The following is a 24,362-nucleotide window of genomic DNA, read 5'->3' on the forward strand; positions in this document are numbered from 1 at the left end:
ACGCACTAGATGAACAGTTTAATTTTCATCAAAAGCCGCTTCAACTACAAACGCTCACGAAATATCAGAACACCGCCGGCTGGCCCGGCGGCGTAACGGAGACAGCGCGGCAGCACGCATGCAGCAAAGTTCCGGCGGTGGAACGTCTGCCCTGCGTAAACGCGCTTTTCTGGAGGCTCGCATGTCCCCGCAAGAATTCCAGCACCTGATCGCCGGCGTAACGGCACAACTTGACGGGCGCCCGCTCGACGCGTCGCTCGCGGCCTGGCTGAACGCCACCTGGCCGGCCGGCAGCACGACTTTCCGCGAACTCGCCCAGGCCTGCCGCGACGGCGTCGCCGAAGGCTGGCTGTGCAACCGCGAAGCGGGCGGCATCCGCTACGGGCGCATCTTCAAGGCGCTGCCCGAGACCCACGGCTTTTCCGTCGACGTCGTCGCGATGCAGGACATTGCCGGTCCGCACCATGTGCATCCGCACGGCGAAATCGATCTGATCATGCCGCTCACCGAAGGCGCGACGTTCGACGGCCATCCGGCCGGCTGGTGCGTGTACGGCCCCGGCTCCGCGCATCGTCCGACGGTCGCGAACGGTCGGGCGCTCGTGCTGTATCTGCTGCCGCAAGGCGCGATCGAATTCACCGCGACATAAAACCGCCGGCGCGACGGCACAAGCCATAGCGGCAGCAACGTCAGCGCGGCGCATGGCGACGCGAGCATCAGGCATCGAGCGGATCACGAGCGCCAAACAGCCGGACCGCGCCCACCGATGGAGGAGACAATATGGAACCCCCGCTGGAAACGAGCGCGCGAACGAGTGCGCATCAGGCGGCCGCGCCGCCACCCCCGCTCTTCAATTTCGCGCGCTATCTGTTCGAACTGAACGAGGCGCGCGCGAACAAGCCTGCCTATATCGACGACACGCACACGCTGACCTATGGCGAACTCGAACAACGCGCGCGGCGTTGCGCGAGCGCCCTGCGAACGCTCGGCGTGCATCCCGAGGAACGCGTGCTGCTCGTGATGCTCGATACCGTGTCGCTGCCGGTCGCATTTCTCGGCGCGCTCTACGCCGGCATCGTGCCGGTCGTCGCGAACACGCTGCTGACCGCCTCCGACTATACGTACATGCTCACGCATAGCCACGCGCGCGCGGTGATCGTGTCGGCGGCCTTGTTGCCGAACGTCGCGCAGGCGCTCGAAAGCATCGATCAAGACGGCTGCCAGTTGATCGTCTCGCAGCCGGAGCCGTCGGCGGATGCGGCGCCCACTACCTCGCTCGACGCGCCCCGCTTCGAAGACCTGCTCGACGCCGCGCCACCCGCCCTCAAAGGCTGCGCCAACAGTGGCGACGACATCGCCTTCTGGCTCTACTCCTCGGGCTCGACCGGCAAGCCGAAAGGCACAGTCCACACGCATGCGAACCTGTACTGGACCGCCGAGCTGTATGGCAAGCCGGTGCTCGGCATCGTCGAGAGCGACGTGGTGTTTTCGGCAGCCAAGCTGTTCTTCGCCTACGGGCTCGGCAATGCGCTGACCTTTCCGCTGTCGGTCGGCGCGACCGCGATCCTGATGGCCGAGCGCCCCACCGCCGACGCGATCTTCGCGCGCCTCGTCAAGCATCGTCCGACCGTGTTCTGCGGCGTGCCGACGCTCTACGCGAGCATGCTCGTCGCGCCGAATCTGCCCGCGCGCGCCGAGGTCGCGATACGCGTATGCGCGTCGGCGGGCGAGGCGTTGCCGCGCGACGTCGGCGAGCGTTTCACCGCGCACTTCGGCGCCGAGATTCTCGACGGCATCGGCTCGACCGAAATGCTGCACATCTTCCTGTCGAATCGCCCGGGCGAAGTCGAATACGGCACGACGGGACGCCCGGTGCCGGGCTACGAGGTCGAGTTGCGCGACGAAGCCGGGCAGCCGGTGCCCGATGGCGAAGTCGGCGATCTGTACATCAAGGGGCCGAGCGCGGCGCTCATGTACTGGAACAATCGCGAGAAATCGCGCGCGACGTTTCTCGGCGAATGGATTCGCAGCGGCGACAAGTACCGGCGTCTCGCCAACGGCTGCTATGTCTACGCGGGCCGCAGCGACGACATGCTGAAGGTGAGCGGCCAGTACGTGTCGCCGGTCGAAGTGGAGATGGTGCTGGTCGAGCATCCGGCCGTGCTCGAAGCGGCGGTGGTCGGCGTCGATCACGGCGGGCTCGTGAAAACGCGCGCGTTCGTCGTCCTGAAGCGCGAGTTCGCACCGTCTGAGATACTCGCCGACGAACTGAAGGCCTTCGTCAAGGAACGGCTCGCGCCGCACAAGTATCCGCGCGACATCGTGTTCGCCGACGATCTGCCGAAAACCGCCACCGGCAAGATTCAGCGCTTCAAGCTGCGCGAACAGTCATAAGTCATAAGGTGATCCATTCATGCCGAACCCCGCAACGGCCGCCGCTCCTGTTACGCCCGCTCCCGCCGCCGGCGCGAGCCGCTTTGCCGAACTGCCCGCAAGCGCGGCGCATGGCGCGTTGCGCATCGAGTATCGCTGGCTCAACGAACCGGCGGCCCCGCGCGCAGAAGACGCGCCGCTCGCGCTGTTCCTGCATGAAGGACTCGGCTCGGTGTCGATGTGGCGCGACTGGCCGCAACGTTTGTGCGAACGGCTCGGCCTGCGCGGGCTCGTCTATTCGCGGCCGGGCTATGGACTCTCGACGCCGCGCGCGCCTCATGTGAAATGGCCGGTCGACTTTATGACCGCGCAGGCCCGCGACATTCTCCCCGCGCTGCTCGACGCGCTCCGCATCGATGCGTGGCAACGCCGGCGCATGTGGGTGATCGGCCATAGCGACGGCGGCTCGATCGCGCTGCTCTACGCGGCGCTGTATCCCGAGGCACTCGCGGGCGCGGTCGTGATGGCGCCGCATGTGTTCGTCGAAGACCTCTCGGTGGCCAGCATCGCGCAAACGAAGCAGCTCTACGAAACCACCGACCTGCGCGACAAGCTCGCGCGCCACCACGCCGACGTCGATTCGGCCTTCTATGGCTGGAACGATATCTGGCTGAATCCCGCGTTCAGACAGTGGCGCATTGTCGATACGCTCGCCTCGATTCGCCAGCCGCTGCTCGCGATCCAGGGCCACGACGACAACTACGGCACGATGGCGCAGATCGACACGATCGCCGCACGCGTGCCGCATGCGCAGCTCGTCAAGCTCGCCGCCTGCGGGCACTCGCCGCATCGCGACGCACCGGCCCCGCTCGACGACGCGATCGCGGCATTCATCGCAGCACAGCGATAAACCGCGCGACGGAAGCAACCAGAGCAACCGGCGCGGCCATCGACATCAGCACCAGCACAGGGCTGCGCCGCTTCCTTACCAATACTTCATAAAAATTACACGGATCGGCGATTATGCTGCGGCATCGCTGACCTCGGCACATCGATGCCCTGGCGTCCCTTCCTCACATTGGAGAGAGTGACATGCCCTTCGTGCCGAAGCTGAGTCGTGCATTGCCGTGCAAACGTTTGGCTCCCGGTTTGGCTCATGCTTTCGCGATCGTCTCGCTCTGCGCACTCGGCACCGCATGCAGCCACGACGACCCACCCGCCGACACGAGCACGCTCGGCTCGACAACCGAACAGCGCGCCGCGCAAAGCGATAACAGCGCCGGCACCAGCAGCTTTGCCACCGCGCCGCCGGCCGACCCCGCACCGGCGACGCTCACGATTCAGACTCCCGCGGCCCCCGCTTCCGACGTCGGCACGGCACTGTCCGCCGCCGATGCGTCGCGCGCGCCGCTCGCGAGCCCCGTCATCCACACCGTGGATTGAGTTCCGCGCCGCGCGCGGTGAGCGGCCACTCTTTCCGCGCGCGACGCATCGTCACAGTGCATCTTCGCAGTGCACTTTCCTCCACCGAAGATCAAAGCCAGAACCATGACCTCAAAAAATCGCCGTGATTTTCTGCGCTCGGCCGCGCAAGCCGCCGGTTCCTTCACCGCGTTGAGCATGCTGCCGCCCGGCATCCGCAACGCCCTCGCCATTCCGGCGAACAACTGCACCGGCACGATCCGCGACGTCGAGCACATTGTCGTGCTGATGCAGGAGAACCGCTCGTTCGATCATTACTTCGGCACGCTCAAGGGCGTACGCGGTTTCGGCGACACGCGTGCGATCAACCTCGCGAGCGGCCAGCCGGTCTGGTATCAGCCGCTCACCACCGATGCCGCCGGCGCCAATTACGTGCTGCCGTTCCGTCCCACCGCGCCGAACCTCGGCCTGCAATTCCTGCAGGATCTCGCGCACGACTGGGGCACCACGCACGCGGCCTGGAACAACGGCCGCAACGATCAGTGGGTGCCCGCGAAAGGCGCGACGACGATGGCCTACCTCACGCGCGAGGACATCCCGTTTCACTATCAGCTCGCCGACGCGTTCACGATCTGCGATGCGTATCACTGCTCGCTGATGGGCCCGACCGATCCGAACCGCTACTACATGTGGAGCGGCTGGGTCGGCAACGACGGCAGCGGCGGCGGCCCGGTGATCGACAATTCGGAACTCGGCTACGGCTGGTCGACCTACCCCGAGGTGCTGCAGAACGCCGGCATCTCGTGGAAGATCTATCAGGACATGGGCAACGGGCTCGACGCGAACGGCTCGTGGGGCTGGACGCAGAACGCGTACATCGGCAACTACGGCGACAACTCGCTGCTCTACTTCAACCAGTATCGCAACGCGCAGCCGGGCAACCCGCTCTACGACAACGCGCGCACCGGCACCAACGCGGCGAACGGCGACGGCTATTTCGACATCCTCAAGCGCGACGTGCAGAACAACACGCTGCCGCAAGTCTCGTGGATCGTCGCGCCCGAAGCCTATTCGGAACATCCGAACTGGCCGTCGAACTACGGCGCGTGGTACATCGATCAGGTCCTGCAGATTCTCACGTCGAACCCCGAGGTGTGGAGCAAGACCGTGCTGCTCATCAACTACGACGAGAACGACGGCTTCTTCGATCACCTCGCGCAGCCGTTCCCGGCGGCGTCGAGCGCGAACGGCCTGTCGACCGTCAGCATCACGCACGAAATCTATCCCGGCGATGCGAAGACGCCCGCCGCGCCGTACGGGCTCGGCCCGCGCGTGCCGATGCTGGTGGTCTCGCCGTGGTCGAAAGGCGGCTACGTCTGCTCGGAAACGTTCGACCACACCTCGGTGATCCGCTTCATCGAAAAGCGTTTCGGCGAACATCACAACCTCGGCGAATCGAACATCACGCCGTGGCGTCGCGCGGTGTGCGGCGATCTGACCTCGGCCTTCAACTTCAGCAATCCGAACGCCAACCTGCCGTCGCTGCCGAGCACGACCTCGTACGTGCCGCCCGATCAGAACCGTCATCCGGATTACATCCCGCAGCCGCCCGCAGCCCAGGCCGTGCCGCAGCAGGAGCCCGGCGTGCGTCCCGCGCGCGCGTTGCCGTATGAACTGTTCGTGCGCGCCGACGAAGGCTCGAACGGCAAGCTGACGATGCGCTTCATCAATACCGGCCGCGCGGGCGCGGTGTTCCTCGTCTACGTGACGAACGGCGCCGCCGCGCCGCTCAGCTATACGGTCGAAGCCGGCAAGCACCTGCAGGACACCTTGCCGCTCAACGCGGACGGCACCTACGATTTCACCGTGCACGGCCCGAACGGCTTCCTGCGCCGCTTCGCGGGCAAGGTCGTCGCGCGCAGCAGCTGGTGGGAGCGCAAGGAGATCGCGCAGCCGGATATCGCCGAGGGTTACGACGTCGCCAACGGCAATCTGCAATTGCGTCTGGAAAACACGGGCAGCGCGCGTTGCCAGTTCACGATCGTCAATGCGTACGATCCGCACAATGCGATCCGGCATTCGGTGCGCGGCGGCGATACCGATCAGCTATACCTCGATCTGCGCAACGCGCACGGCTGGTACGACCTGTCGATCACGGTCGACACCGATGCATCGTTTGCGCGGCGCCTTGCCGGTCACGTGGAAACCGGCAAGAGCAGCATGAGCGATCCGGCTTTGGGTAGCTAAACGGCGGCTCGACGTCACGCGAGTCCCGCGGTAAAAACAACGGCCGCTGCGATCGATGTCGCAGCGGCCGTTGTTTTATTGGGCCTGCCGATTGCCGATTACCGATGCACGCACGCGCATAACCGGGCGCATAGATCGGCGCGCCCTGCCTACGATTCGAAATCGAGCCCGCCGAGCAGCGCGACCGGTTCGCCCTGCGTATGCGTGAGGAAATCGAGTTCGCGCGCCTGGGTCCACGCCTTGAGCTTGCGCGGCAGCGCGGCGAGATAACCGGCGAAGCGCGCCGTGCCCTGCTCGCCCATCAGTCGTTCGATTTCGTCGCTGTCCCAGGTCAGGTAAAGATTCAGCGGATGCGCGTAGTAACCGAGTTCATCGAGCGGCGTCGCATGAATCCGCACGCGGGTCGGCTGACCGTGCCCGCCATACGGCAGCACTTCGGTATGCACGGTCTTCGCGAAACATGCGCCGATCGCCTCGGCGATGCGCGGCGCGAACTCCTTGTCGAAACGAACGGCGCTTTCCGGACGCATCCAGGTCTCCGATGTCGTGCGTAGTGGGACTGGGCATCGTAGCACGCGGGTCGGTGCGGACTCGCGTGCAGGCGCTCGTGTTCAGGGGCGTTGGCTACGTCCGGGGAAGCGCGGCCCCCGCGCCCTATCGCATGTACCCCCTCGCACCGCACCGATCGATTCAACGTTTTGCGACAACTCCTGTGCGATTACGGCCCTTTACGTCAGACCTGTGCCACGCGCGTCTAGCATCCAGAGAGGCCACCAGGCTGGTCGTGCCAGATGATTTTTCCACGGATGGCTTATGAGCAAGGCAAGGTTCGCATCGTTCTGGCACGGCCCGGAACTCTCCCCTTACGAAGTCGCGTGTCTGCAATCGTTCACCCTCTATGGCAGCGAGGTCGCGCTTTATAGCTACGAGCCGATCGCCAATCTGCCGCCCGGCGTGAGCGCGAAAGACGCGCGCGCGATTCTGCCGCCCGACACGCTGAACGCCTTTCCGATTCAAGGCGTGCCGTCGATGGCGCATTTCACCGACTATTTCCGCTTCGCGATGTTCACGAAGACCGACGAAATCTGGGTCGACACGGACATGCTGCTGCTGCGCGATTTCGATCTCAACGCGAAGGGCGACCTGATCGGCAAGGAAACGCCGTCCAGCATCTGCACGGCGATACTGCGGCTCGATCCCGACTCGCCGCGTCTGTACGAACTGCTCAAGCGCGTCAAGGCGATGCAGGGCACCGAAATCAAATGGGGCGACACCGGCCCGCGCCTGCTGACCGCGGTCTACGGCGTCAAGGCCGGCTTGCCCGAGAGCCTGTTCTACCCGGTCCACTTCGACGATTACTACAAGCCGTTCCTGCCGCGCCATTTCGAGGAATGCGCGGCGCTGTGCTCCGACGCGTACACGCTGCACCTGTGGAACAACCGCGTCGTGAAGATGGCGCTCTTCAAGCGTATCGGTCCGCCTGCCGGTTCGTTCCTGCATCACGTGTTCGAGCAGAGCGGCGCGAACCGCCGGTTTGGCGAATTCTATCCGGCCAACGTGATGCAGACGATGATCGACAACGCGGTGCAGAAAGTCGGCCGCGATGAAGGCGTACGCAAGCTGCTGCGCGTCGGCGTGCCGATGCTCAGGACCGCGCTCGGGCGCAAGCTCGGCGCATAGACGCCCGTCTCACGCGGCGGCACCCCTGCCCGCGCCGTGCGCCTGCGCGAGCATGAACTCGATGAACGTCGCGGCCGCGCGCGTGTGATGCCGGTTCGGCATATACACCATGTACATGTGCGTGCCGAAGATGCTGAGGCGCCATTCGTCGAGCGCGGTCAGCACCGCGCCGCGTTGCAGATCGTCCTGCACCACGTAGTCGGGCACGATGCCGACGCCGAGCCCCGCGAGCAGCGCCTCGCGTAAAAACAGAAAGTTCTCGGAGATGATCGTCGGTTCGAGCAGCACCTCGTGGCGCTCGTCGCGCAGATACGCGGCCAGCCGCAACTGCCTGCCGATCACGGCCGCGCTAATCAGCGGCGCGGCGCGCAGGTCGTCGAGCGTCGCGGGCATGCCGTGCGTGTGCGCGAAGCCGGGCGAGGCGCACGCGACATATCTGACCGGCCCCATGTCGCGCGCGACGAGGTTCTGCGGCGGCTCGGACATGACGCGCACGGCGATGTCGACTTCATCGCGCAGCAGGTCTTCGACGCGGTTCTCGAACATCACGTCGAGCACGATGCCTGGATGCAGACGCTTGAACGCGATCAGCCAGGCGGACATCACGAGTTGGCCGTAGCCGCTCGGCACGCTCAGCCGCACGCGGCCCTGCAGGCTTTGCCCGAGCGTCGCGACCGACTCGCGCGCGGCCAGCAGCGCGTTCTGGATCGTGCGGCCATGCTCGTAGAGGCGCAGACCGATCTCGGTCGGCTCGACGCGGCGCGTCGTGCGCCGCACCAGCTGCACACCGATCGAGCGCTCCAGCTGATTCAGGTGATAACTGACGTTCGCGCGGCTCATCTTGAGCCGGCGCGCGGCTTCGCTCAGATTGCCGGCGTCGAGAATGTCCACGAGCAGGGTCAGGGAATTGACGTCCATCGCGGCGACTTTGTCAAAATAATTTTGACAGTCTGTCAATCGGGCATGCCATTGTCAATCAACGCTGACCACTCCAGAATGCGCATCAGCCCCCACGAACATGGATGGAAGACCCCGCGATGGATCTGAACTTCACCCCCGAAGAAGAAGCGTTTCGCACCGACGTGCTGGCCTTCCTGCGCGAAAAGCTCCCGCGGCGTCTCGCCGATAAAGTGCACCGCGGCCGCCGCCTCACGCGCGACGACATGGCCGAGTGGCACGCGATTCTCAACGCGCAGGGCTGGCTCGCGAACCACTGGCCGCAGGAATATGGCGGCCCGGGCTGGAACGCGGTGCAGAAATTCATCTTCGAGAACGAATGTGCGCTGGCCGGCGCGCCGCGCATCGTGCCGTTCGGCGTCAACATGCTCGGGCCGGTGCTGATCCGATACGGCAGCGAGGCGCAGAAACGGCGCTGGCTGCCACGCATTCTCGACGGCTCCGACTGGTGGTGCCAAGGCTATTCGGAGCCGGGCGCGGGCTCCGATCTCGCCTCGGTCAGAACCACGGCCGTGCGCGGCCAGGATGCGCACGGCGAGCATTACGTCGTCAACGGCCAGAAGACGTGGACCACGCTCGGCCACTACGCGAACATGATCTTCTGCCTCGTGCGCACCGCGACCGATGTGCGCAAGCAGGAAGGCATCAGCTTTCTGCTGATCGACATGAACACGCCCGGCGTCGAAGTACGGCCGATCATCACGCTCGACGGCGAGCATGAAGTCAACGAAGTGTTTTTCACCGACGTGCGCGTGCCCGCGGAGAATCTCGTCGGCGAAGAGAACAAGGGCTGGACCTACGCGAAATATCTGCTTACGTACGAGCGCACCAATATCGCGGGTGTCGGCTTCTCGGTGGCCGCCTTCAACCGTCTGCGCCAGATCGCCGCGCAGCAGCGCCGCAATGGCCGCCCGCTCGCCGAAGACCCGGCGTTCGCGGCACGCATGGCGCGCGTCGAGATCGATCTCGAGAACATGAAGACGACCAACCTGCGCGTGATCGCGGCAGTCGCGGGCGGCGGCGTGCCCGGCGCCGAAAGCTCGATGCTGAAGATTCGCGGCACCGAAATTCGCCAGGAGATTTCATCGCTCACGCGCCGCGCGATGGGCGCCTATGCGCAGCCGTTCGTCGAAGAAGCGCTGCACGAAGGTTTCGACGGCGTGCCGGTCGGCCCCGACGAAGCCGCGAGCGCGGCGGCGCTGTACCTCAACAATCGCAAGCTGTCGATCTTCGGCGGCTCGAACGAAATCCAGAAGAACATCATTGCCAAAATGATCCTCGGACTCTGAGAGACCCACGTCATGAATTTTCGGCACACCGAAGACCGCCGCATGCTGGCGGACACGCTGAACCGCTTCGTCAGCGAACAATACGGCTTCGAGACGCGCGACCGCATCGCGCGCTCGGCGCATGGCTTCAGCCCTGAACTGTGGCAACGCTTCGCGGAACTCAGCATCGTCGGCGCGTTGTTCGATGAAGCGAGCGGCGGCTTCGGCGGCGGCGGTTTCGATATCGCCGTCGTGTTCGAGAGCTTGGGGCGCGGGCTCGTCGTCGAGCCGTTTCTCGATACGCTGATCGTCGGCCGCGCGCTCGCGCGCAGCGGCAGCGCGGCGCAGAAAGCGGAACTGGCCGCATTGATCGACGGCTCGCGTATCGCCGCGCTCGCGCATGGCGAGCCGGACAGTCATTACGAACTCGCTCGCGTAAGCGCAACGCGCGCGCAGCGGCACGGCGATGCCTGGACCCTGAACGGCGCGAAGGCCGTGGTTCAGCATGGCGAGCAGGCGGCGGTCTTTCTGGTGTCGGCGCGCACGAGCGGCGCCGACGATGCCGCAGCGGGCCTCACGCTCTTTCTCGTGCCGCGCGAGGCGGCCGGTGTCAACGTGCGCGGTTATCGCAAGATCGACGGCGGCCGTGCTGCCGAAGTGACGTTCGACCACGTCACGCTCGGCGCGACCGCCCTGCTCGGCCCGGTCGACGCAGGCTTCGCGACGCTCGAATACGCGGTGAGCTGCGGCGTGCTCGCGCTGTGCGCGGAAGCGCTCGGCGCGATGGATGTCGCCAAAGACGACACGCTCGAATACCTGCGCACGCGCAAGCAGTTCGGCGTGCCGATCGGCAGCTTCCAGGCGCTGCAGCACCGCATGGCCGATCTGCTGCTCGAGATCGAGCAGGCACGCTCGGCGGTCATCAACGCGGCCGCCGCTCTCGATGGCGAACGCAAGGCGCGCGAGCGCGCGGTGTCGGCGGCAAAGTACAGCATCGGCCGGATCGGCACGCTGGTCGCGCAGGAGTGCATCCAGCTGCACGGCGGGATCGGCATGACGTGGGAATTGCGGCTCGCTCATTACGCGAAGCGGCTCGTGATGATCGATCATCAGTTGGGCGATGAGGATCATCATCTGGAGCGGTTCGTGGCGTTGGGGGCTTGATAGGCGAAGGCCCAAAATCGTTCGCGAAACGCGCTTCCCTTTGCAAGGTCTGCTAGATTGCTCTCAAACAAAACTCCCAGTGGTGAGCATGTCAGGCTTAATCCATCGCCGCCGCGAAGAAGCCGCACCGTTCATCACGCAACACCAGCGATGAAACCTCTGATCTTGGCGCTGACGTTTATCAGCACTTCCGCATGGGCTGCCGCTCCCGATCCGGTCAGCGAAATCGCGACGCGCAGCGGCCTGCCCGCGAGCGAGGTCGGCGCGGCCTTATCCCATTGCGACGACAACCAGACCAATATGAATTTCTGCGCATGGCGCGATCAGATCGTGGCGGAACAGAAACTGGCGCACATCGTGGATGCGACGGCCGGATCATCGACAGCCTGCAAAGCCGTTCTGGAGAGAAAGATCGCCGCATGGAAAAAACGCCGCGACACGCAATGCGAGAAATCGGCCTCGCATGAATGGGGCGGCGGCTCGATGCTGCCCACCGCCATCGCGATGTGCAAAACAGCCGCGACGGAGCGCATGAGCAAAACCATCCAATCTGAAAAATACAACCGCTAAAACCGGCCATTCAGAAATAAACCCGCCTTCACGCGAAAATGATGCAGAAATAATACAGAAAGAAAAATGAAAGATTATTTCTGTTGAGTTAAGAAACTACATAAGGCATAGTAACGATTCTCATTCAGGTGCTGTTGCAAGCCAGTTGTCCCGTTGCCCCCCGCGACGCCGGACCAGCCAGCAAGACCGGTTGAGTGCCAAGACAACAACGCCGTAAAGCCGCATTGCGCAGCAGCGTCAGCACTCGCCCCTGGGGCGAATCAGAGGGCCGTCTGGAAAGCGTGGGCCAAGGCGTTGGCTAATAAATCCACACTCCAGACATACCAGATGCTGACCAAAACTCCGCTCGCTATCGCGGTGATGGGTCTCTTTTGCGCGCCCATCGCGACTTCCGCCTTCGCGCAGACGAACACCGCCACACCCGCCGCCGCATCGTCCCCGGTTGCCTCGTCCTCTGCCGCCGCTTCAACGGACAGCGCATCGAGCCAGCCGCAGACGCTGCCTACGGTTCAAGTGACGGGGCATGCGGAAAGCACCGGCTTCCAGACCGACCGCACGAACATCACCGGCGTGTCGACCGACGTGCACGATATTCCGCAGGCGGTCACGGTCGTCAACCAGCAGCTGATGCAGTCGCAAGGCGTCACGTCGTTCTCGGACGCGCTGCGCAACGTGCCGGGCGTCACGATCGGCGCGGCCGAAGGCGGCGTGATCGGCAACAACATCAATCTGCGCGGCTTCACCGCCAACAACGACATCTATCTCGACGGCTTTCGCGACCGCGGCCAGTACTATCGCGACACCTTCGACCTGGAATCGATCGACGTCCTGTACGGCCCCTCCTCGCTCTACTTCGGCCGCGGCTCCACGGGCGGCGTCATCAATCAGGTGACGAAGCAGGCCAACCTGACAAAATCGGCCTCGGTCTCGACGACGATCGGCACCGACGACCACTATCGCACCTCGGTCGACTTCAACCAGCCGCTCACCGATACATCCGCGTTCCGCATCAACGCGTTCGGCCAGTCGCTGCACGGCTCGCGCGACGTGATGTCGAGCAAGGACTACGGCATCGCGCCGACCGTGAGCTTCGGGATCGGCACGCCGAACGAGTTCACGCTGTCCGCGCTGATCCAGCACAACCGGGACATGGCCGACTACGGCGTGCAGTCGGTCAACGGCGCGCCCGCGCCGGTCGGCCGCTCGACCTTCTACGGCTTCACCGACGACCGGACCCTGCAGGACAATCAGACCGTGACGGGCCGCTACATCCATCGGTTCGAAAACGGCTTCGTGCTGCGCAATCAGGCGCAGCTCAGCCATACCGACACCGACGCCCGCGAAACGAGCCTGAAACGGGGTCTATTTACCGGCCCGTTCGCCAACTCGCCGGCACTCGGGGCGGGCAACTTCACCGACCTGCCACTCTCGTCGCTTTACGTCGGCCTCGTGAGCCGCGACCGCGTCATCGACAATCATTCGATCTACAACTCGACCGATATCGAAGGCACGCTCGGCAGCGGATGGATCAAGCACAAGGTCGTCGCAGGCATCGATCTCGGCCACGAGACCTACACCAATCAGGGTTATCGCGTGACCGGCCCCGGCATGCCGAAGGGCAGCGGCACGATCGCGATCGTGCCGCTGCTCGACCCGCCCTACAATCCTCGCCCGGCCGGCTCCGTGCAGACGCTCGACAACCTCGCGGAGTCGTCGGCGAATTCGTTCGGCGCCTACGTGAACGACACGATCTCGCTCGGCGAGCACTGGAAGGTGGTCGGCGGCGTGCGCTGGGACCGCTTCCAGGCCAGCATCGCCAACACGACGACGGCGCCGGCCTACGCCAGCCAGACGAACTACTTCACCAGCGTGCGCACGGGCCTTATCTATCAGCCCACCGACTGGCAGTCGTACTACTTCTCGTACGGCACGTCGTTCGACCCGTCGCTCGAAGCGCTCACGCTGACCTCGGGCACGCAGAACCTCGCGCCCGAACACAGCAAGTCGTACGAGATCGGCAGCAAGTGGGATCTGCTCGACGGCAATCTGTCGATTTCGCAATCGCTGTTCCAGATCGAGCAGAGCAACACCCGCACGCAGAACGGCGACGGCACCTATACGCTCGACGGCGACACGCGCGTACGCGGCTACCAGATCGGCGCGACCGGCCGCCTCGGCAGCAAGTGGCAGATCTACGGCGGCTATACCTATCTCGACAGCGAGATCGTCAAGGCGCTCGACGGCACACAGGGCAATACGCTGCCGAACACGCCGCGCCACATGGCGACGCTGTGGGTCACGTACCAGCCGGTCGAGCATTGGGAAATCGGCGGCGGGCCGATCTACATGTCGTCGCGCTACCCGGCCACCGACAACGTCGTGAAGGTGCCGAGCTACGTTCGGGTCGACGCGATGGCGGCTTATCATACGAAGCGGTATGACGTTCAGCTCAACCTGCTGAACCTCACCAACAAGCTCTATTACGACCAGCTGATCGCGTCCGACGGCGGACGCTCGGTGCCCGGCATCGGGCGCACGCTGCTGGCTACCTTCAACTACCGGTTCTATTAAGGCCGGAACGCATCCGGCCGGATGCGCGCGCCGCTGCCGCGCCGCTTGGCCGGATCAAAGGAATCATCATGCTCATCCGGATTCCCAGCCTGCTCGACGCCGACACCGTGCGCTACATCCGCGGCGCGCTCGAAGCGCCCGACAGCCCGTGGGTCGACGGCCGCGCGACGGCCGGCTATCACGGCGCGGAGGTCAAGCAGAACCAGCAGCTCGACGAAGAAGCGCCCATCACGCGCGAACTCGCCGACCGCGTGCTCGCGGCGACCGAGCGCCATCCGTTCTTCATCAGCGCGGCGCTGCCGAATCGCGCGTACGTGCCGCATTTCAACCGCTACTCGGGCGGCATGACCTTCGGCTCGCACATCGACGGCGCGGTGCGCGTGCTGCGCTCGGGCCTCAAGGTCCGCACCGACGTGTCGATCACGGTGTTCCTGTCCGAGCCGCACGAGTATGACGGCGGCGAACTGCGAATCGAGGACACCTACGGCGCGCACGAAGTCAAGCTGCCGGCCGGCGACGCGATCCTCTATCCGGCGACGAGCATGCATCACGTCGTGCCGGTCACGCGCGGCGTGCGGCTCGCGAGCTTCTTCTGGGTCCAGAGCCTCGTGCGCGACGATAACCAGCGCGCGCTGCTGTTCGAACTCGACAACACGATCCAGCGGCTCAACGCGACGAACGCCGATAACGCGTCGCGCCGCTCGCTCGTCGGCATCTATCACAATCTGCTGCGGGTCTGGAGCGAGACCTGAGTCGGCCCTAAGTCGACCCTAAGCCGGTCATGAGCCGGCGGCATGCATCGGACCCGCCGACCGGACTACCCGGCCAGTTCCCGATGCAAGGCCGTAAACTCCTGGGTGAGCTTATGACGCGGATCGTAGTGAATCATCGGCCGCGCATACTGATGGGACTCGCGAATCTTCACCGACGCCGACAAGCGCGAGTCCAGCACCGGCAGCCCCTCGCTGACGAGTTCCTCGACGAGCTTCACCGGCAGGCTCGCGCGCGGCTGGAACTGGTTGATCACGATTCCCTCGACTTCGAGCGCGGCATTGTGGTCCTGCTGAATCTCCTTGACGTTGTCGAGCAGCGCGTAGAGCGCGCGGCGCGAAAAATCATCGCAGTCGAACGGAATCAGGCAACGCTCGACCGCGATCAGCGCGGAACGCGTGTAGAAATTCAGCGCCGGCGGCGTGTCGATATAAATCTCGTCGTACGCATCGAGTTCGTTCAGTGCGTCGCGCAGCTTGTAGATCTTGTAGCGCGATTCGAGCTTGCCGTGCAGCGCATCGAGATCGGCATGCGCGGGCATCACGTCGAGATTCTCGAACGGCGTCGGGTGGACGAACGTCGAGGCGGGCGTCGGCCGGAAGCTGAAATTCAGGGCCGTTTCGAAGAAATCGGCGACGCCGGGCTTGAGATCCCGCGCCTGTTCGCCGAGCAGATACTGGCTCGAATTGGCCTGCGGATCGAGATCGATCACGAGCGTCCGCTGGCCTTCGTTGGCGCTAATGGCGGCCAGGTTGCAGACGATCGTCGATTTGCCGACCCCACCCTTCTGATTGAATATCACACGCCGCATAAACCCCTGTCCCTTTTGACGAATGCGCAAAGCGCACAGCTTACTCCAGTGGCGTGACAGCGCGAACAGATGGATATGAAAGAAAAGCCCTTGCGTCTGCCCCGGTGGCCACGCCGAGCCTGGCGCCAACGGGCGGCGCTCTTTCCCCGGAGTCGATACGTTCGCCGTTGTGCCGATTGAGCCCTGGGTGCGCCCCGAATGAGCCTCGATTGAGCCCCGATTGAGCCTTGGGTTGAGCCCTGCCTGAAGGTCTTCAAGGTCCATCGATAGATGCCGCATCCGGGTCGGCCAGCACCTGCTCCTGCTCCTGCTCCGGAAGCGGGAACGCCTCGATGAAATCCTCCGCCGCCATCGGCTTGCCGAGCAGGAAGCCCTGCAGGGCATCGCAGCCGAGCCCGGCCAGAAACGCCTGTTGCTCGACGGTTTCCACGCCCTCCGCGACGATCTTCAGATTGAGCGTTTGCCCCAGCGCGATGATCGCCGAGACGATCGCGGCATCTTCCGTGTCATGCGTGAGATCGCGGACAAAGCCGCGGTCGATCTTGAGTTCGGCCGCGGGCAGGCGCTTCAGATACAGCAGGCTGGAATAGCCCGTGCCGAAATCGTCGATCGAAATCCGCACGCCCATCTTCCTCAATTGCATGAGGATCTCAAGACCCGTCTCCACATCGGACATCGCGGTCGATTCGGTAATTTCCAGCGTCAGGCAGCCGGGATCGAGCGCGTGGCGTGCGAGGGTATTGCGTACCGTCTCGAACAGCCCCGCGTGCCGGAACTGCAAGGCCGAGAGATTGACCGCGATCGACCAGTCCGTTCGACCCAGCCTGTGCCATTCGCTCAGTTGCCGGCAGGCTTCATCGAGAACCCAATCGCCGATTTGCACGATCAGCCCGGTTTTTTCGGCGACGGGAACGAACTGGCCCGGCGCAATCAACCCGCGCGTCGGGTGCATCCAGCGCACCAGCGTCTCGGCGCCGGTCACCTCGCCGCTCGCCGCATCGAATTTGGGCTGATAGTGGAGAATCAGCTCGCCTCGCGTGAGCGCCAGACGCAGGTCCTGCACGAGCTGCATCTGCGCCTCGACGTTGACGTTCATCGAGGCTTCGAAAAAGCAGTAGCGATTGCGCCCCAAGCCCTTCGCGTGATACATCGCCGCATCCGCGTTGCTCAGGAGATCGTCCTGATGCTCGCCGTCGTCGGGATAGATGGCGATGCCGATACTGGTCGAGACCCTCAGTTCCTGGCCCTCGACCTCGAACGGTTCTTCGACCGCCCTGACGAGTTTTTCCGCAATGCTGGCCGCATCCGCGTGATCGCCGATGCCGGCCAGCAGCACGAACTCGTCGCCGCCGACACGCGCCGCCGTATCCTGCACGCGGATGTTGTCGCGAATGCGCTGCGCAAACGCGACGAGCAGCAGGTCGCCCACGTGATGGCCGAACGCGTCGTTGACCGGCTTGAAGCTGTCGAGGTCCATGAACAGCAGAGCAAAGCGGCGCTGGTCCCGGCCCGCCTGCTGAATCGCCTGTTCGAGGCGGTCGTGCAGCAGCACGCGATTCGGCAGCTTGGTCAGCGTATCGTGGAGCGCGAGATAAGTCAGTTCCTCGTTCGCTTCCGCCAGCGAGGTCGCCAGCACGGCGGTCTCGGCTTCCAACCGCAGGTCGAGCACCAGAATGATCAGCGTGATCGCGAGAATCGCCAACGTCGCGACGATGATGACGACGGCCAGCCAGCCCTTGTTCATGCCGCCGTGCGCCGCGCCGCACAGGCTGCCGAGCGGGAACCGCGCGGCGGCCATGCCCGTGAAGTGCATGCCGACGATCGCGCCGCCCATGAGCAGCGCGGCGCCGGCCCGCAAATACCGGATTCTCGGGGTCTGGCGGCGCAGGTGAAAGGCAATCCAGAGCGCCACCGCGGACGCGAGCACCGCAATGACGAGGGATAGCGCGAACAGCAGCGGGTCGTACTCGATACCCGGCGACATGCGCATCGCCGCCATGCCCGTATAGTGCATGCCGGCGATGGCGATCCCGAGCAACAACGCGCCCACGCCCAGATGCAGGCGCGGCAGCGATGCATGGGAGACCAGTCGCAGCGCGAACGCCGACGCGGCGATGGCGATCAATAGCGACAAAACGGTGATCGCCGGATCGTAGCCGAGGGGAATCGGCAGGCTGAACGCCAGCATGCCGATGAAATGCATGGACCAGATGCCGACGCCCATGGCGCAGGCGCCGCCTGCCAGCCACCAGCGCGCGGCCCGGCCCCTGGCCGTTGCGATGCGCCGCGTCAGGTCGAGCGCCGTAAACGATGCGAGGCTCGCCACCAGCAACGAGCAAACGACGAGTAGCGGGTCGTAGGTGCCGGCTAACATCAACGGCTGACCTCTTCTTCTCCATGCTTTTTCCGCGCTGAATCTGCGTTGAGTTCGCGCCGGGGTTTGCCTTGACGGTTGCCCTGGAGCCCGACGCGAATACGCCGTGCTTGCGTCTCGTGGGTCTCGTGCGTCGAGCCTGTTCCGGCCGCCCGCGGTAACGCACCGGCCCGAGGTACGGCCATGTCCGGGGTTTCGCCTCTCAAACGCTGCTGCTCAGCCATTCATGTCATCCCCATTACGTGGTCCAGATGGGCCGCCGATTGTGCGGACAACGCGCTTCGGCGCCGCCGTTCGACGACGATCCCCGCTCAGGCTGCCAAAGCCGCCCCCGACAGTATCGAGGCGAAGGGGATTATCCGTCGTTCCGTGGATTGAATGGTTATTTTCGCTTTTTTGTATGGCTGGCTGATTAACAACCCGGATTACAGACGGTGAACAGATCAACCGTCGCTCGCAACGCCACGTTTGTTTCGCGCGTTGGCATTGGCGTTGGCGTGCCGGAAATTCCAGGCGGAGAATTCAGGCGAAGGAAACCCTCTGATTAGCAGGATAGGTTCGGCAAACCGTTTCGGATAGCATCCGTTCCTGCATACAGGCTAACCGCATCGCGGGCGATGCGGGAAACCCGACCGGTAAGCCACAAAAAACGGCATCGCTAGAGACCTGAGAGAACCCGACAGGAGCCCAGAAAACGCGTGTAAAAGCGGCGGGCTCTGCGCGGCGAATGCCGCTTGACAAGGCTGACTCGCGGATATTGCGGGTAGGGCTTGCCGGCGGCTACTTTTTCCGCGCGAGGAGAACCGCCCTTACCTTTCGTGCGCCTGTGCGATGCTGCTCGAGAGATGCTTGAGCCATAAGCTCATCAAGCCCGCCCGGCCCCGCACGCCGTATTTGCGAAAGATTCCGGTGATATAGGAATGCGTGGTCGAGGCAGCAAGGCCCAGCCGCTCGGCGATCTGTTTCTCCGACGCCTCGGTCAGCAGCAGGTCGAGCACCTTGCGTTCATGCGGCGCAAGAAGCGACAACAGCGCCAGGGGGGAAGCGTCCCGGCGACGCAGCTCGGTCACGTCGCGAGCTACCCCGACGCGCAGGCGCTCGTGCTCCAGCCAGCGCGCCGACCACGTGACGTAGACATCGCGTCCGTCCTTGTGTCGATAACGGTTTTCAAAACCGACCCGCTTGCGGCCGGCCAGCACCTCGCGCGCCTCTCTGAGCGTGGCGTCCTGATCGGCTGGCACCACGAAGTCGATGATGAACTGATCGACGAAATCGCCCGGTACGTAGCCAAATATATCCTCGCACGCCGGACTGACATGCAGGATGCGCCCCCGCTCGTTCACGAGGAAAATCGCGTCAGGCGAACCCGCTGCAGAAGTGGTGACGAGGTCGTCGAAGAGTTCGCTTTTCATAGCCGTGTACAGACTTCCCTTGCATCGCGCTTGTGGAATCACCTCGCTGGTGCGTGGTTGATAAAAACCGACTAGGCTGGCGCCACAGCGTAACGCGATACAAATACACGGTCAATTCGACTTGCCGGATAGGCGGAATCACCATACCACTGCGGTAAAAATGTCTGACGATTGAATTTCATCATCTTGACAAATACCCGCTTGCCCCCCGGACGATGCCGCCATACCGGTCGTCAGGTGGCACGCCGCCACGGCAAGGCCGGCTGAGCCGTTACATCGCCTGGTGCAGAACGCCTTGCACCACGCCGGCTGCGACGCAGAAGACAACGACCGCGAGCGGCGGCACTTTCCATCGAGTCAGAAGACAGAACCCGATGCATGCCGTGGCGAAATCGGCCTGGGTGCGAACCGCGCTCGTCCATACCGGTAAGTAAAGTGCGGCGGCCAGCAGACCGACGACGGCGGCATTGACACCCGCGAGCGCTGCCGACATTGCCGGACGGGCACGCAGCGCCTGCCACCACGGCAACGCCGCAAGGACCAGCAGCAGGCCCGGCAGAAAGATACCCAAAGTCGCCAGCAGCGCGCCGCTCCAGTGCCTGGGCGGCGCGGCCATCATCCAGCCAAGGAAGGCCGCAAAGGTGAATAGCGGACCCGGCACAGCCTGGGCCGCACCATATCCGGCAAGAAAGTCGCCCGGCGCGATCCACCCTGTCGAAACCGTCTCATGCTGCAGCAGCGGAAGCACCACGTGTCCACCGCCGAAGACCAGCGCGCCCGAGCGGTAGAACGCCTCGAATACGCGTACGCCCTGCGCGGCTCCGGGCACATTCAGCATCGGCAGTCCGAACAGCAGGACACCAAACGCGATCAACGCGGCAAGACCCGCCCTTCGAGATACATGGAATTCGCCCGGGTGCCGCGTCATGTTACGCGCCGCTTGCACGTCCCCGGTTCGGCACAGTGCAAGGCCAAGCAAGGCACCCATGCCGATTACCGCGAGTTGCGCGTAAGCGGTGGACAGAAGGCTCAGCAGCACCACGCTGGCCAGCGCGATCGCCGCGCGACGCAGATCGGGACACAGGCGCCGCGCCATATCCCAGACGGCCTGGGCCACCACGGCAACCGCCACCAGTTTCAGGCCGTGAATCACCCCCGTGCCGACCCGGCCGCCCAGATTCGGCGCGATGGTCGCAAAGGCCAGCATCGCGAACACCGACGGCAGCGTGAAGCCGCACCAGGCGGCGAGACCGCCGGCCCACCCGGCCCGCAGCAGCCCGATCGAAAAGCCCGCCTGACTGCTCGCCGGTCCAGGCAGAAACTGGCAAAGCCCCACCAGATCGGTGAAAGTCTCGTCGTCCAGCCAGCGGCGTCGCTCGACGAACTCGCGGCGAAAGTAGCCGATGTGGGCAATCGGGCCACCGAAGCTCGTCAGCCCAAGCTTCAGAAAGACCGTGAAAACTTCAAAGGCGCGGCCCAGCCGGGTGGCGCGCGACGGCGACATTTCAGCGTCCATGGCGGTGCGGGTTCGAGCGATCTCGGTGCGAGGCATGAGTGGGTGAGAGAGTCATCGTCGCCATGACCTGCTCCATGGGTATGCGGGCGAAAAAAACGCAGCGCGGAAAGGTGTGCGCGCTTCAACCACGGTAGCGAAGCGCATCGGCGATCACGGCAAACGCCGGCGATGTTTGCCGTCGACTCGCATAGTAAAGATGATAGCCGGGCAGCGTCGGACACCATGCGTCGAGCACGCTCGCGAGCCGCCCCTCGGCCAGATACGGAGCAGCCAGATCATGGGGCACGTAGGCAAGTCCGTATCCTTCCAGCGCGGCGTCAAGCATTTGCGGTGTCGTATTGAAGATGAATTGACCACTGACGTTCACGTGCAATGCTTCGCGCTTCCTTGCGAATTCCCAGGCGTACAATCCGCCGCGCGTCGGAAGACGAAGATTGATGCAGTGATGAGCCGCCAGATCATGCGGTGTGACCGGCGGCCGATTCGACATCAGATAGTCAGGTGAACCAACGACTGCCATTTTGAAGTCGGGACCGATACGTAGGGCAATCATGTCCTGTGCGATCAGATCGCCGCTCCGCACACCCGCGTCGAACCGCTCCGCCACGATATCGACCATCGCGTAGTTGATGTTGATTTCCACCGAGATGTCGGGATAGCTGCGCAACACCTCCTTCAACCTGGGCCAGAGAATGGTATCGGCCGCGTGATCGTGAGCCGAAATGCGGATCAACCCTGCCGGCTTTCCCCGCAGCGCGCTCAGCGACATCAGTTCCGCCTCGATCCCCTCGTAGTAGGGTCCGACGTTCGACAACAAGCGCTCACCTGCTTCGGTGGGCGAAACGCCCCGGGTGGTCCGGGTCAGCAATCGCAAGCCTATTTTCTCTTCCAGACCGCGCATCGAATGACTCAGCGCGGATTGCGATACGCCGAGTTGAGCCGCCGCGCGAGTGAAACTGCGCTCGCGCGCGACGACAAAAAACGCCCGCAGGACATTCAGATCAACGTTCGTCATGATGAATTTGGCTCATATCCGTTTGCCAAGTCTAGCAGCTACCGGATGAATCACACGATCAGTACAGTGCCTCCATCAGCCACGTAGCGCATCCGGCTGGCATGAGCAAACCTCGAAACGGGAAGCGAAAAATGGAAATCGAAGTCAAGCGTTGCGGGAGCGTTCCTTCCGCCAGGGGCCCGGCCGACTGGTTCACGGGCAGCGTTCGCATGGACATGCTGTTTCCACCCCACGAGCCGGCTCGTGCCTCCGGTGGCAGCGTGACATTCGAACCGGGTGCGCGTACCGCGTGGCATGAGCACCCGCTCGGTCAGACGCTGATCGTCACTGCGGGCTGCGGCTTTGTGCAGCGTTGGGGTGGTTCGCTCGAAACGATACGTCCGGGCGACGTGGTCTGGATTCCCGCGGGCGTCAAGCATTGGCACGGGGCTTGTGCCGATACGTCGATGACGCATATCGCCATCCAGGAAGCGCTCGACGGCAAGGTCGTCGACTGGCTCGAACAGGTCAGCGACGATCAGTATCCCGGCTCCGCCGGTTCACGCTAACGGGAGCCAACGATGCCGCACGTCATCGTCAAGTTATGGCCGGGCAAATCGGAGCAGGAGAAGCAGCAGCTATCCGATGAAATCACGAAGGCCGTGACCCGCATCCTTGGGTATGGAAAGGAGTCCGTTTCCGTGGGTATCGAGGTGGTGCAGCCCTCGGCCTGGGTCAGGGACGTCTATCATCCTGACATTCGCGATAAGTGGGACACGCTTTACCAACAGCCGGGGTATGACCCGTCGAGTTTATAGCTCGGGGAGGATCTAGGCAGGTCTGCATTGCGTCGTCTTTGTCATGCTTATGCCTGCTCATGCCGAGCCGATTATCCAGAGTGCCTGACACTCTCCAGATCGGCTCGGGGCGTCACGTGCTTCGCTGCCGGTATTCCGGTGTGCGCAACATCCGCAAGATAGTCCTGATGCCATGCCGCGATGACGGCGCGTGCGTGAGCGAGCGTCGTGACATCGTGCCGATTGGCGGCGTGCGCGGCCAGCCGCTGAGTCGTCCTGGCCGTATCTACGCCGACCGCGGTTACGATCATGCTCTGCTGCTCTGGCATTCAAGCGCTAGAATCGGTGGCGGATACCGATTCGCGCACCAGTCTGGACATCGGATCCAGAGGGCGACCCGAGTGCGGCCTGAACCTGCGCGCCAAACGCATGATCGTGCGCCAATGCCGCGATAACGTAGACGTCTGTGCTCTTCGACAAGCTGTAGTCCGAGACGAGTGTCAGTTGATTTGCGCTTCCCAGTCCATTGTTGCGCTTCTGAAACTGAGCGCCGCCGCCGAGCATAAGTGCTGGCGTCAGTCGATAGGTCATACCCGCTTCGGCAGTCGTTGCCCGGGCCTGATCGCCGCCAGTCAAACGAACATCGGTCAACATCGCAAACATCTTCGCCGCGCCGATCTCGTACGATGCGCCACCCGCAAACTCACGTGAGTTGCCGCCTGTTTTGACATCGTGTTGACCGAAATAGGCAAGTGATGCACTGAATGAGCCTTGCCGATAGTTGACGATATAAGCCTGGGAACTGCTTGCGGCAATCGACCCTGGCGTATTGCCGAATCCGAACATTGCGCCCGCAGAGAAACCGGCGACAACCGGAGACATGTATTTGACAGCGTTGTTCACTTGATCGCCCCATACGCGATTGTCCAAGCTGTAGCCGCCAGCCGCGTAAGCGGGAAGACTCCACGCTAGCAGACCGGCTGGAGTATTCGCACCGATCGCATACGCAAACATTTGATCACCGATGAAGTCGAATTGACGACCCAGCGTCAACGTACCCCATGGTCCTGCGCCACCGACATAGGCTTGTCTTCCGAATTCCAGACCGCCCTGTCCCAACGCACCGTTTGAAAGCTGAAAGCCATTCTCGAGCACAAAAATGATTTTTTCCTGGTCGCCTAAATCCTCTGCTCCCCGTAGGCCCCAGCGGTCGCCTTGCGCCGAGCCAGACGTGAACTGCAGATCCGCACCATGCGTCTTGCCACTCTCGACGTTATTGGTATAGGTGATGCCAGCATCCATCAGGCCATACAACGTAACGGATGACTGCCCATAAGATGAGGCAACCCATAGCATCGAGCACAATGCCAAGAGTACATTTTTCAATTTTATCTCCTGATTTATATATATTTTATTCAATCAATGAATGCGCCTA

Annotated in this window: 21 protein-coding genes; 13 read left to right on the forward strand and 8 right to left on the reverse strand. The window is 63.6% G+C overall.

What is annotated here, in order from left to right:
- Positions 1 to 181: 181 nt before the first annotated feature.
- The 5 genes from G3N58_RS08650 to G3N58_RS08670 all read left to right on the forward strand — a co-directional run bounded on the left by G3N58_RS08650 (position 182) and on the right by G3N58_RS08670 (position 6,042).
- On the forward strand, positions 182 to 649 hold the full coding sequence (locus tag G3N58_RS08650) for a DUF4863 family protein (RefSeq protein WP_167043476.1): 468 nt from the start codon (positions 182 to 184) through the stop codon (positions 647 to 649).
- 131 nt (positions 650 to 780) lie between these two features.
- Positions 781 to 2,394 (forward strand): benzoate-CoA ligase family protein, encoded by a 1,614-nt coding sequence (locus G3N58_RS08655; RefSeq protein WP_205998932.1) that lies wholly within the window; start codon positions 781 to 783, stop codon positions 2,392 to 2,394.
- 19 nt (positions 2,395 to 2,413) lie between these two features.
- Positions 2,414 to 3,283 (forward strand): alpha/beta fold hydrolase, encoded by an 870-nt coding sequence (locus G3N58_RS08660; RefSeq protein ID WP_205998933.1) that lies wholly within the window; start codon positions 2,414 to 2,416, stop codon positions 3,281 to 3,283.
- Positions 3,284 to 3,522: 239 nt separating this feature from the next.
- Positions 3,523 to 3,816 (forward strand): hypothetical protein, encoded by a 294-nt coding sequence (locus tag G3N58_RS08665; protein WP_241017038.1) that lies wholly within the window; start codon positions 3,523 to 3,525, stop codon positions 3,814 to 3,816.
- Between the two features lie 105 nt (positions 3,817 to 3,921).
- A complete protein-coding gene (locus G3N58_RS08670) occupies positions 3,922 to 6,042 on the forward strand; it encodes a phospholipase C, phosphocholine-specific (protein ID WP_167283264.1) in 2,121 nt (706 codons plus the stop codon).
- A 149-nt stretch (positions 6,043 to 6,191) separates the two neighbouring features.
- Here the strand turns inward: G3N58_RS08670 and G3N58_RS08675 are convergent, their stop codons facing one another.
- The gene (locus tag G3N58_RS08675; RefSeq protein ID WP_205998935.1) at positions 6,192 to 6,572 is read right to left on the reverse strand and encodes a DUF5594 family protein; all 381 of its coding nucleotides are present in this window, start codon (positions 6,570 to 6,572) and stop codon (positions 6,192 to 6,194) included.
- A gap of 283 nt (positions 6,573 to 6,855) precedes the next feature.
- Here G3N58_RS08675 and G3N58_RS08680 point away from each other — a divergent pair, with 283 nt between their 5' ends.
- Positions 6,856 to 7,722: a hypothetical protein gene (locus G3N58_RS08680; protein ID WP_167043488.1), complete on the forward strand. Its 867-nt coding sequence runs from the start codon at positions 6,856 to 6,858 to the stop codon at positions 7,720 to 7,722.
- 9 nt (positions 7,723 to 7,731) lie between these two features.
- Here G3N58_RS08680 and G3N58_RS08685 read toward each other — a convergent pair whose 3' ends face one another.
- Positions 7,732 to 8,640, reverse strand: coding sequence for a LysR family transcriptional regulator (locus G3N58_RS08685; protein ID WP_205998936.1), 909 nt, complete (start codon positions 8,638 to 8,640; stop codon positions 7,732 to 7,734).
- 119 nt (positions 8,641 to 8,759) lie between these two features.
- Here G3N58_RS08685 and G3N58_RS08690 point away from each other — a divergent pair, with 119 nt between their 5' ends.
- The 5 genes from G3N58_RS08690 to G3N58_RS08710 all read left to right on the forward strand — a co-directional run bounded on the left by G3N58_RS08690 (position 8,760) and on the right by G3N58_RS08710 (position 15,004).
- Entirely contained in the window at positions 8,760 to 9,968 is a 1,209-nt protein-coding gene (locus G3N58_RS08690) for an acyl-CoA dehydrogenase family protein (RefSeq protein ID WP_167283267.1), read from the forward strand.
- A gap of 12 nt (positions 9,969 to 9,980) precedes the next feature.
- Entirely contained in the window at positions 9,981 to 11,111 is a 1,131-nt protein-coding gene (locus tag G3N58_RS08695) for an acyl-CoA dehydrogenase family protein (RefSeq protein WP_205998937.1), read from the forward strand.
- Between the two features lie 150 nt (positions 11,112 to 11,261).
- Positions 11,262 to 11,681 carry a lysozyme inhibitor LprI family protein gene (locus tag G3N58_RS08700; protein WP_205988891.1) on the forward strand — a complete coding sequence of 140 codons (420 nt, stop codon included), beginning with the start codon at positions 11,262 to 11,264 and terminating at the stop codon, positions 11,679 to 11,681.
- A 327-nt stretch (positions 11,682 to 12,008) separates the two neighbouring features.
- Entirely contained in the window at positions 12,009 to 14,252 is a 2,244-nt protein-coding gene (locus G3N58_RS08705; RefSeq protein ID WP_205998938.1) for a TonB-dependent siderophore receptor, read from the forward strand.
- 68 nt (positions 14,253 to 14,320) lie between these two features.
- Positions 14,321 to 15,004 carry a Fe2+-dependent dioxygenase gene (locus G3N58_RS08710; protein ID WP_167043497.1) on the forward strand — a complete coding sequence of 228 codons (684 nt, stop codon included), beginning with the start codon at positions 14,321 to 14,323 and terminating at the stop codon, positions 15,002 to 15,004.
- 65 nt (positions 15,005 to 15,069) lie between these two features.
- Here G3N58_RS08710 and G3N58_RS08715 read toward each other — a convergent pair whose 3' ends face one another.
- The 5 genes from G3N58_RS08715 to G3N58_RS08735 form a co-directional block, all read right to left on the reverse strand.
- The gene (locus G3N58_RS08715) at positions 15,070 to 15,834 is read right to left on the reverse strand and encodes a ParA family protein (protein ID WP_167043499.1); all 765 of its coding nucleotides are present in this window, start codon (positions 15,832 to 15,834) and stop codon (positions 15,070 to 15,072) included.
- Between the two features lie 253 nt (positions 15,835 to 16,087).
- Entirely contained in the window at positions 16,088 to 18,208 is a 2,121-nt protein-coding gene (locus G3N58_RS08720; RefSeq protein WP_205998939.1) for a bifunctional diguanylate cyclase/phosphodiesterase, read from the reverse strand.
- Between the two features lie 809 nt (positions 18,209 to 19,017).
- Complete coding sequence (locus G3N58_RS08725) at positions 19,018 to 19,620, reverse strand: PAS domain S-box protein (protein ID WP_205998940.1); 603 nt, start codon at positions 19,618 to 19,620, stop codon at positions 19,018 to 19,020.
- A gap of 271 nt (positions 19,621 to 19,891) precedes the next feature.
- Positions 19,892 to 21,136 (reverse strand): chromate efflux transporter, encoded by a 1,245-nt coding sequence (chrA, locus tag G3N58_RS08730; RefSeq protein ID WP_205998941.1) that lies wholly within the window; start codon positions 21,134 to 21,136, stop codon positions 19,892 to 19,894.
- A gap of 121 nt (positions 21,137 to 21,257) precedes the next feature.
- A complete protein-coding gene (locus G3N58_RS08735) occupies positions 21,258 to 22,151 on the reverse strand; it encodes a LysR family transcriptional regulator (protein ID WP_205998942.1) in 894 nt (297 codons plus the stop codon).
- Positions 22,152 to 22,288: 137 nt separating this feature from the next.
- On the opposite strand from G3N58_RS08735, the gene G3N58_RS08740 reads away from it, so the two are divergent.
- Both G3N58_RS08740 and G3N58_RS08745 read left to right on the forward strand, forming a co-directional pair.
- Positions 22,289 to 22,699, forward strand: a complete 411-nt coding sequence (locus G3N58_RS08740; RefSeq protein WP_205998956.1) for a cupin domain-containing protein — start codon at positions 22,289 to 22,291, stop codon at positions 22,697 to 22,699.
- 12 nt (positions 22,700 to 22,711) lie between these two features.
- On the forward strand, positions 22,712 to 22,948 hold the full coding sequence (locus G3N58_RS08745) for a tautomerase family protein (RefSeq protein WP_205998943.1): 237 nt from the start codon (positions 22,712 to 22,714) through the stop codon (positions 22,946 to 22,948).
- Between the two features lie 315 nt (positions 22,949 to 23,263).
- Here G3N58_RS08745 and G3N58_RS08750 read toward each other — a convergent pair whose 3' ends face one another.
- Positions 23,264 to 24,313 carry a porin gene (locus G3N58_RS08750; RefSeq protein WP_240159021.1) on the reverse strand — a complete coding sequence of 350 codons (1,050 nt, stop codon included), beginning with the start codon at positions 24,311 to 24,313 and terminating at the stop codon, positions 23,264 to 23,266.
- Positions 24,314 to 24,362: the final 49 nt, after the last annotated feature.

It is taken from the genome of Paraburkholderia sp. Ac-20342, from assembly GCF_017104985.1.
Taxonomy (GTDB): Bacteria; Pseudomonadota; Gammaproteobacteria; order Burkholderiales; family Burkholderiaceae; genus Paraburkholderia.

Coding starts and splice junctions, on each gene's coding strand:
- G3N58_RS08650 (WP_167043476.1), top strand. CDS start 182: ATGTCCCCGCAAGAATTCCAGCACCTGATCGCCGGCGTAACGGCACAA.
- G3N58_RS08655 (WP_205998932.1), top strand. CDS start 781: ATGGAACCCCCGCTGGAAACGAGCGCGCGAACGAGTGCGCATCAGGCG.
- G3N58_RS08660 (WP_205998933.1), top strand. CDS start 2,414: ATGCCGAACCCCGCAACGGCCGCCGCTCCTGTTACGCCCGCTCCCGCC.
- G3N58_RS08670 (WP_167283264.1), top strand. CDS start 3,922: ATGACCTCAAAAAATCGCCGTGATTTTCTGCGCTCGGCCGCGCAAGCC.
- G3N58_RS08675 (WP_205998935.1), bottom strand. CDS start 6,572: ATGCGTCCGGAAAGCGCCGTTCGTTTCGACAAGGAGTTCGCGCCGCGC.
- G3N58_RS08680 (WP_167043488.1), top strand. CDS start 6,856: ATGAGCAAGGCAAGGTTCGCATCGTTCTGGCACGGCCCGGAACTCTCC.
- G3N58_RS08685 (WP_205998936.1), bottom strand. CDS start 8,640: ATGGACGTCAATTCCCTGACCCTGCTCGTGGACATTCTCGACGCCGGC.
- G3N58_RS08690 (WP_167283267.1), top strand. CDS start 8,760: ATGGATCTGAACTTCACCCCCGAAGAAGAAGCGTTTCGCACCGACGTG.
- G3N58_RS08695 (WP_205998937.1), top strand. CDS start 9,981: ATGAATTTTCGGCACACCGAAGACCGCCGCATGCTGGCGGACACGCTG.
- G3N58_RS08700 (WP_205988891.1), top strand. CDS start 11,262: ATGAAACCTCTGATCTTGGCGCTGACGTTTATCAGCACTTCCGCATGG.
- G3N58_RS08705 (WP_205998938.1), top strand. CDS start 12,009: ATGCTGACCAAAACTCCGCTCGCTATCGCGGTGATGGGTCTCTTTTGC.
- G3N58_RS08710 (WP_167043497.1), top strand. CDS start 14,321: ATGCTCATCCGGATTCCCAGCCTGCTCGACGCCGACACCGTGCGCTAC.
- G3N58_RS08715 (WP_167043499.1), bottom strand. CDS start 15,834: ATGCGGCGTGTGATATTCAATCAGAAGGGTGGGGTCGGCAAATCGACG.
- G3N58_RS08720 (WP_205998939.1), bottom strand. CDS start 18,208: ATGTTAGCCGGCACCTACGACCCGCTACTCGTCGTTTGCTCGTTGCTG.
- G3N58_RS08725 (WP_205998940.1), bottom strand. CDS start 19,620: ATGAAAAGCGAACTCTTCGACGACCTCGTCACCACTTCTGCAGCGGGT.
- chrA (WP_205998941.1), bottom strand. CDS start 21,136: ATGGACGCTGAAATGTCGCCGTCGCGCGCCACCCGGCTGGGCCGCGCC.
- G3N58_RS08735 (WP_205998942.1), bottom strand. CDS start 22,151: ATGACGAACGTTGATCTGAATGTCCTGCGGGCGTTTTTTGTCGTCGCG.
- G3N58_RS08745 (WP_205998943.1), top strand. CDS start 22,712: ATGCCGCACGTCATCGTCAAGTTATGGCCGGGCAAATCGGAGCAGGAG.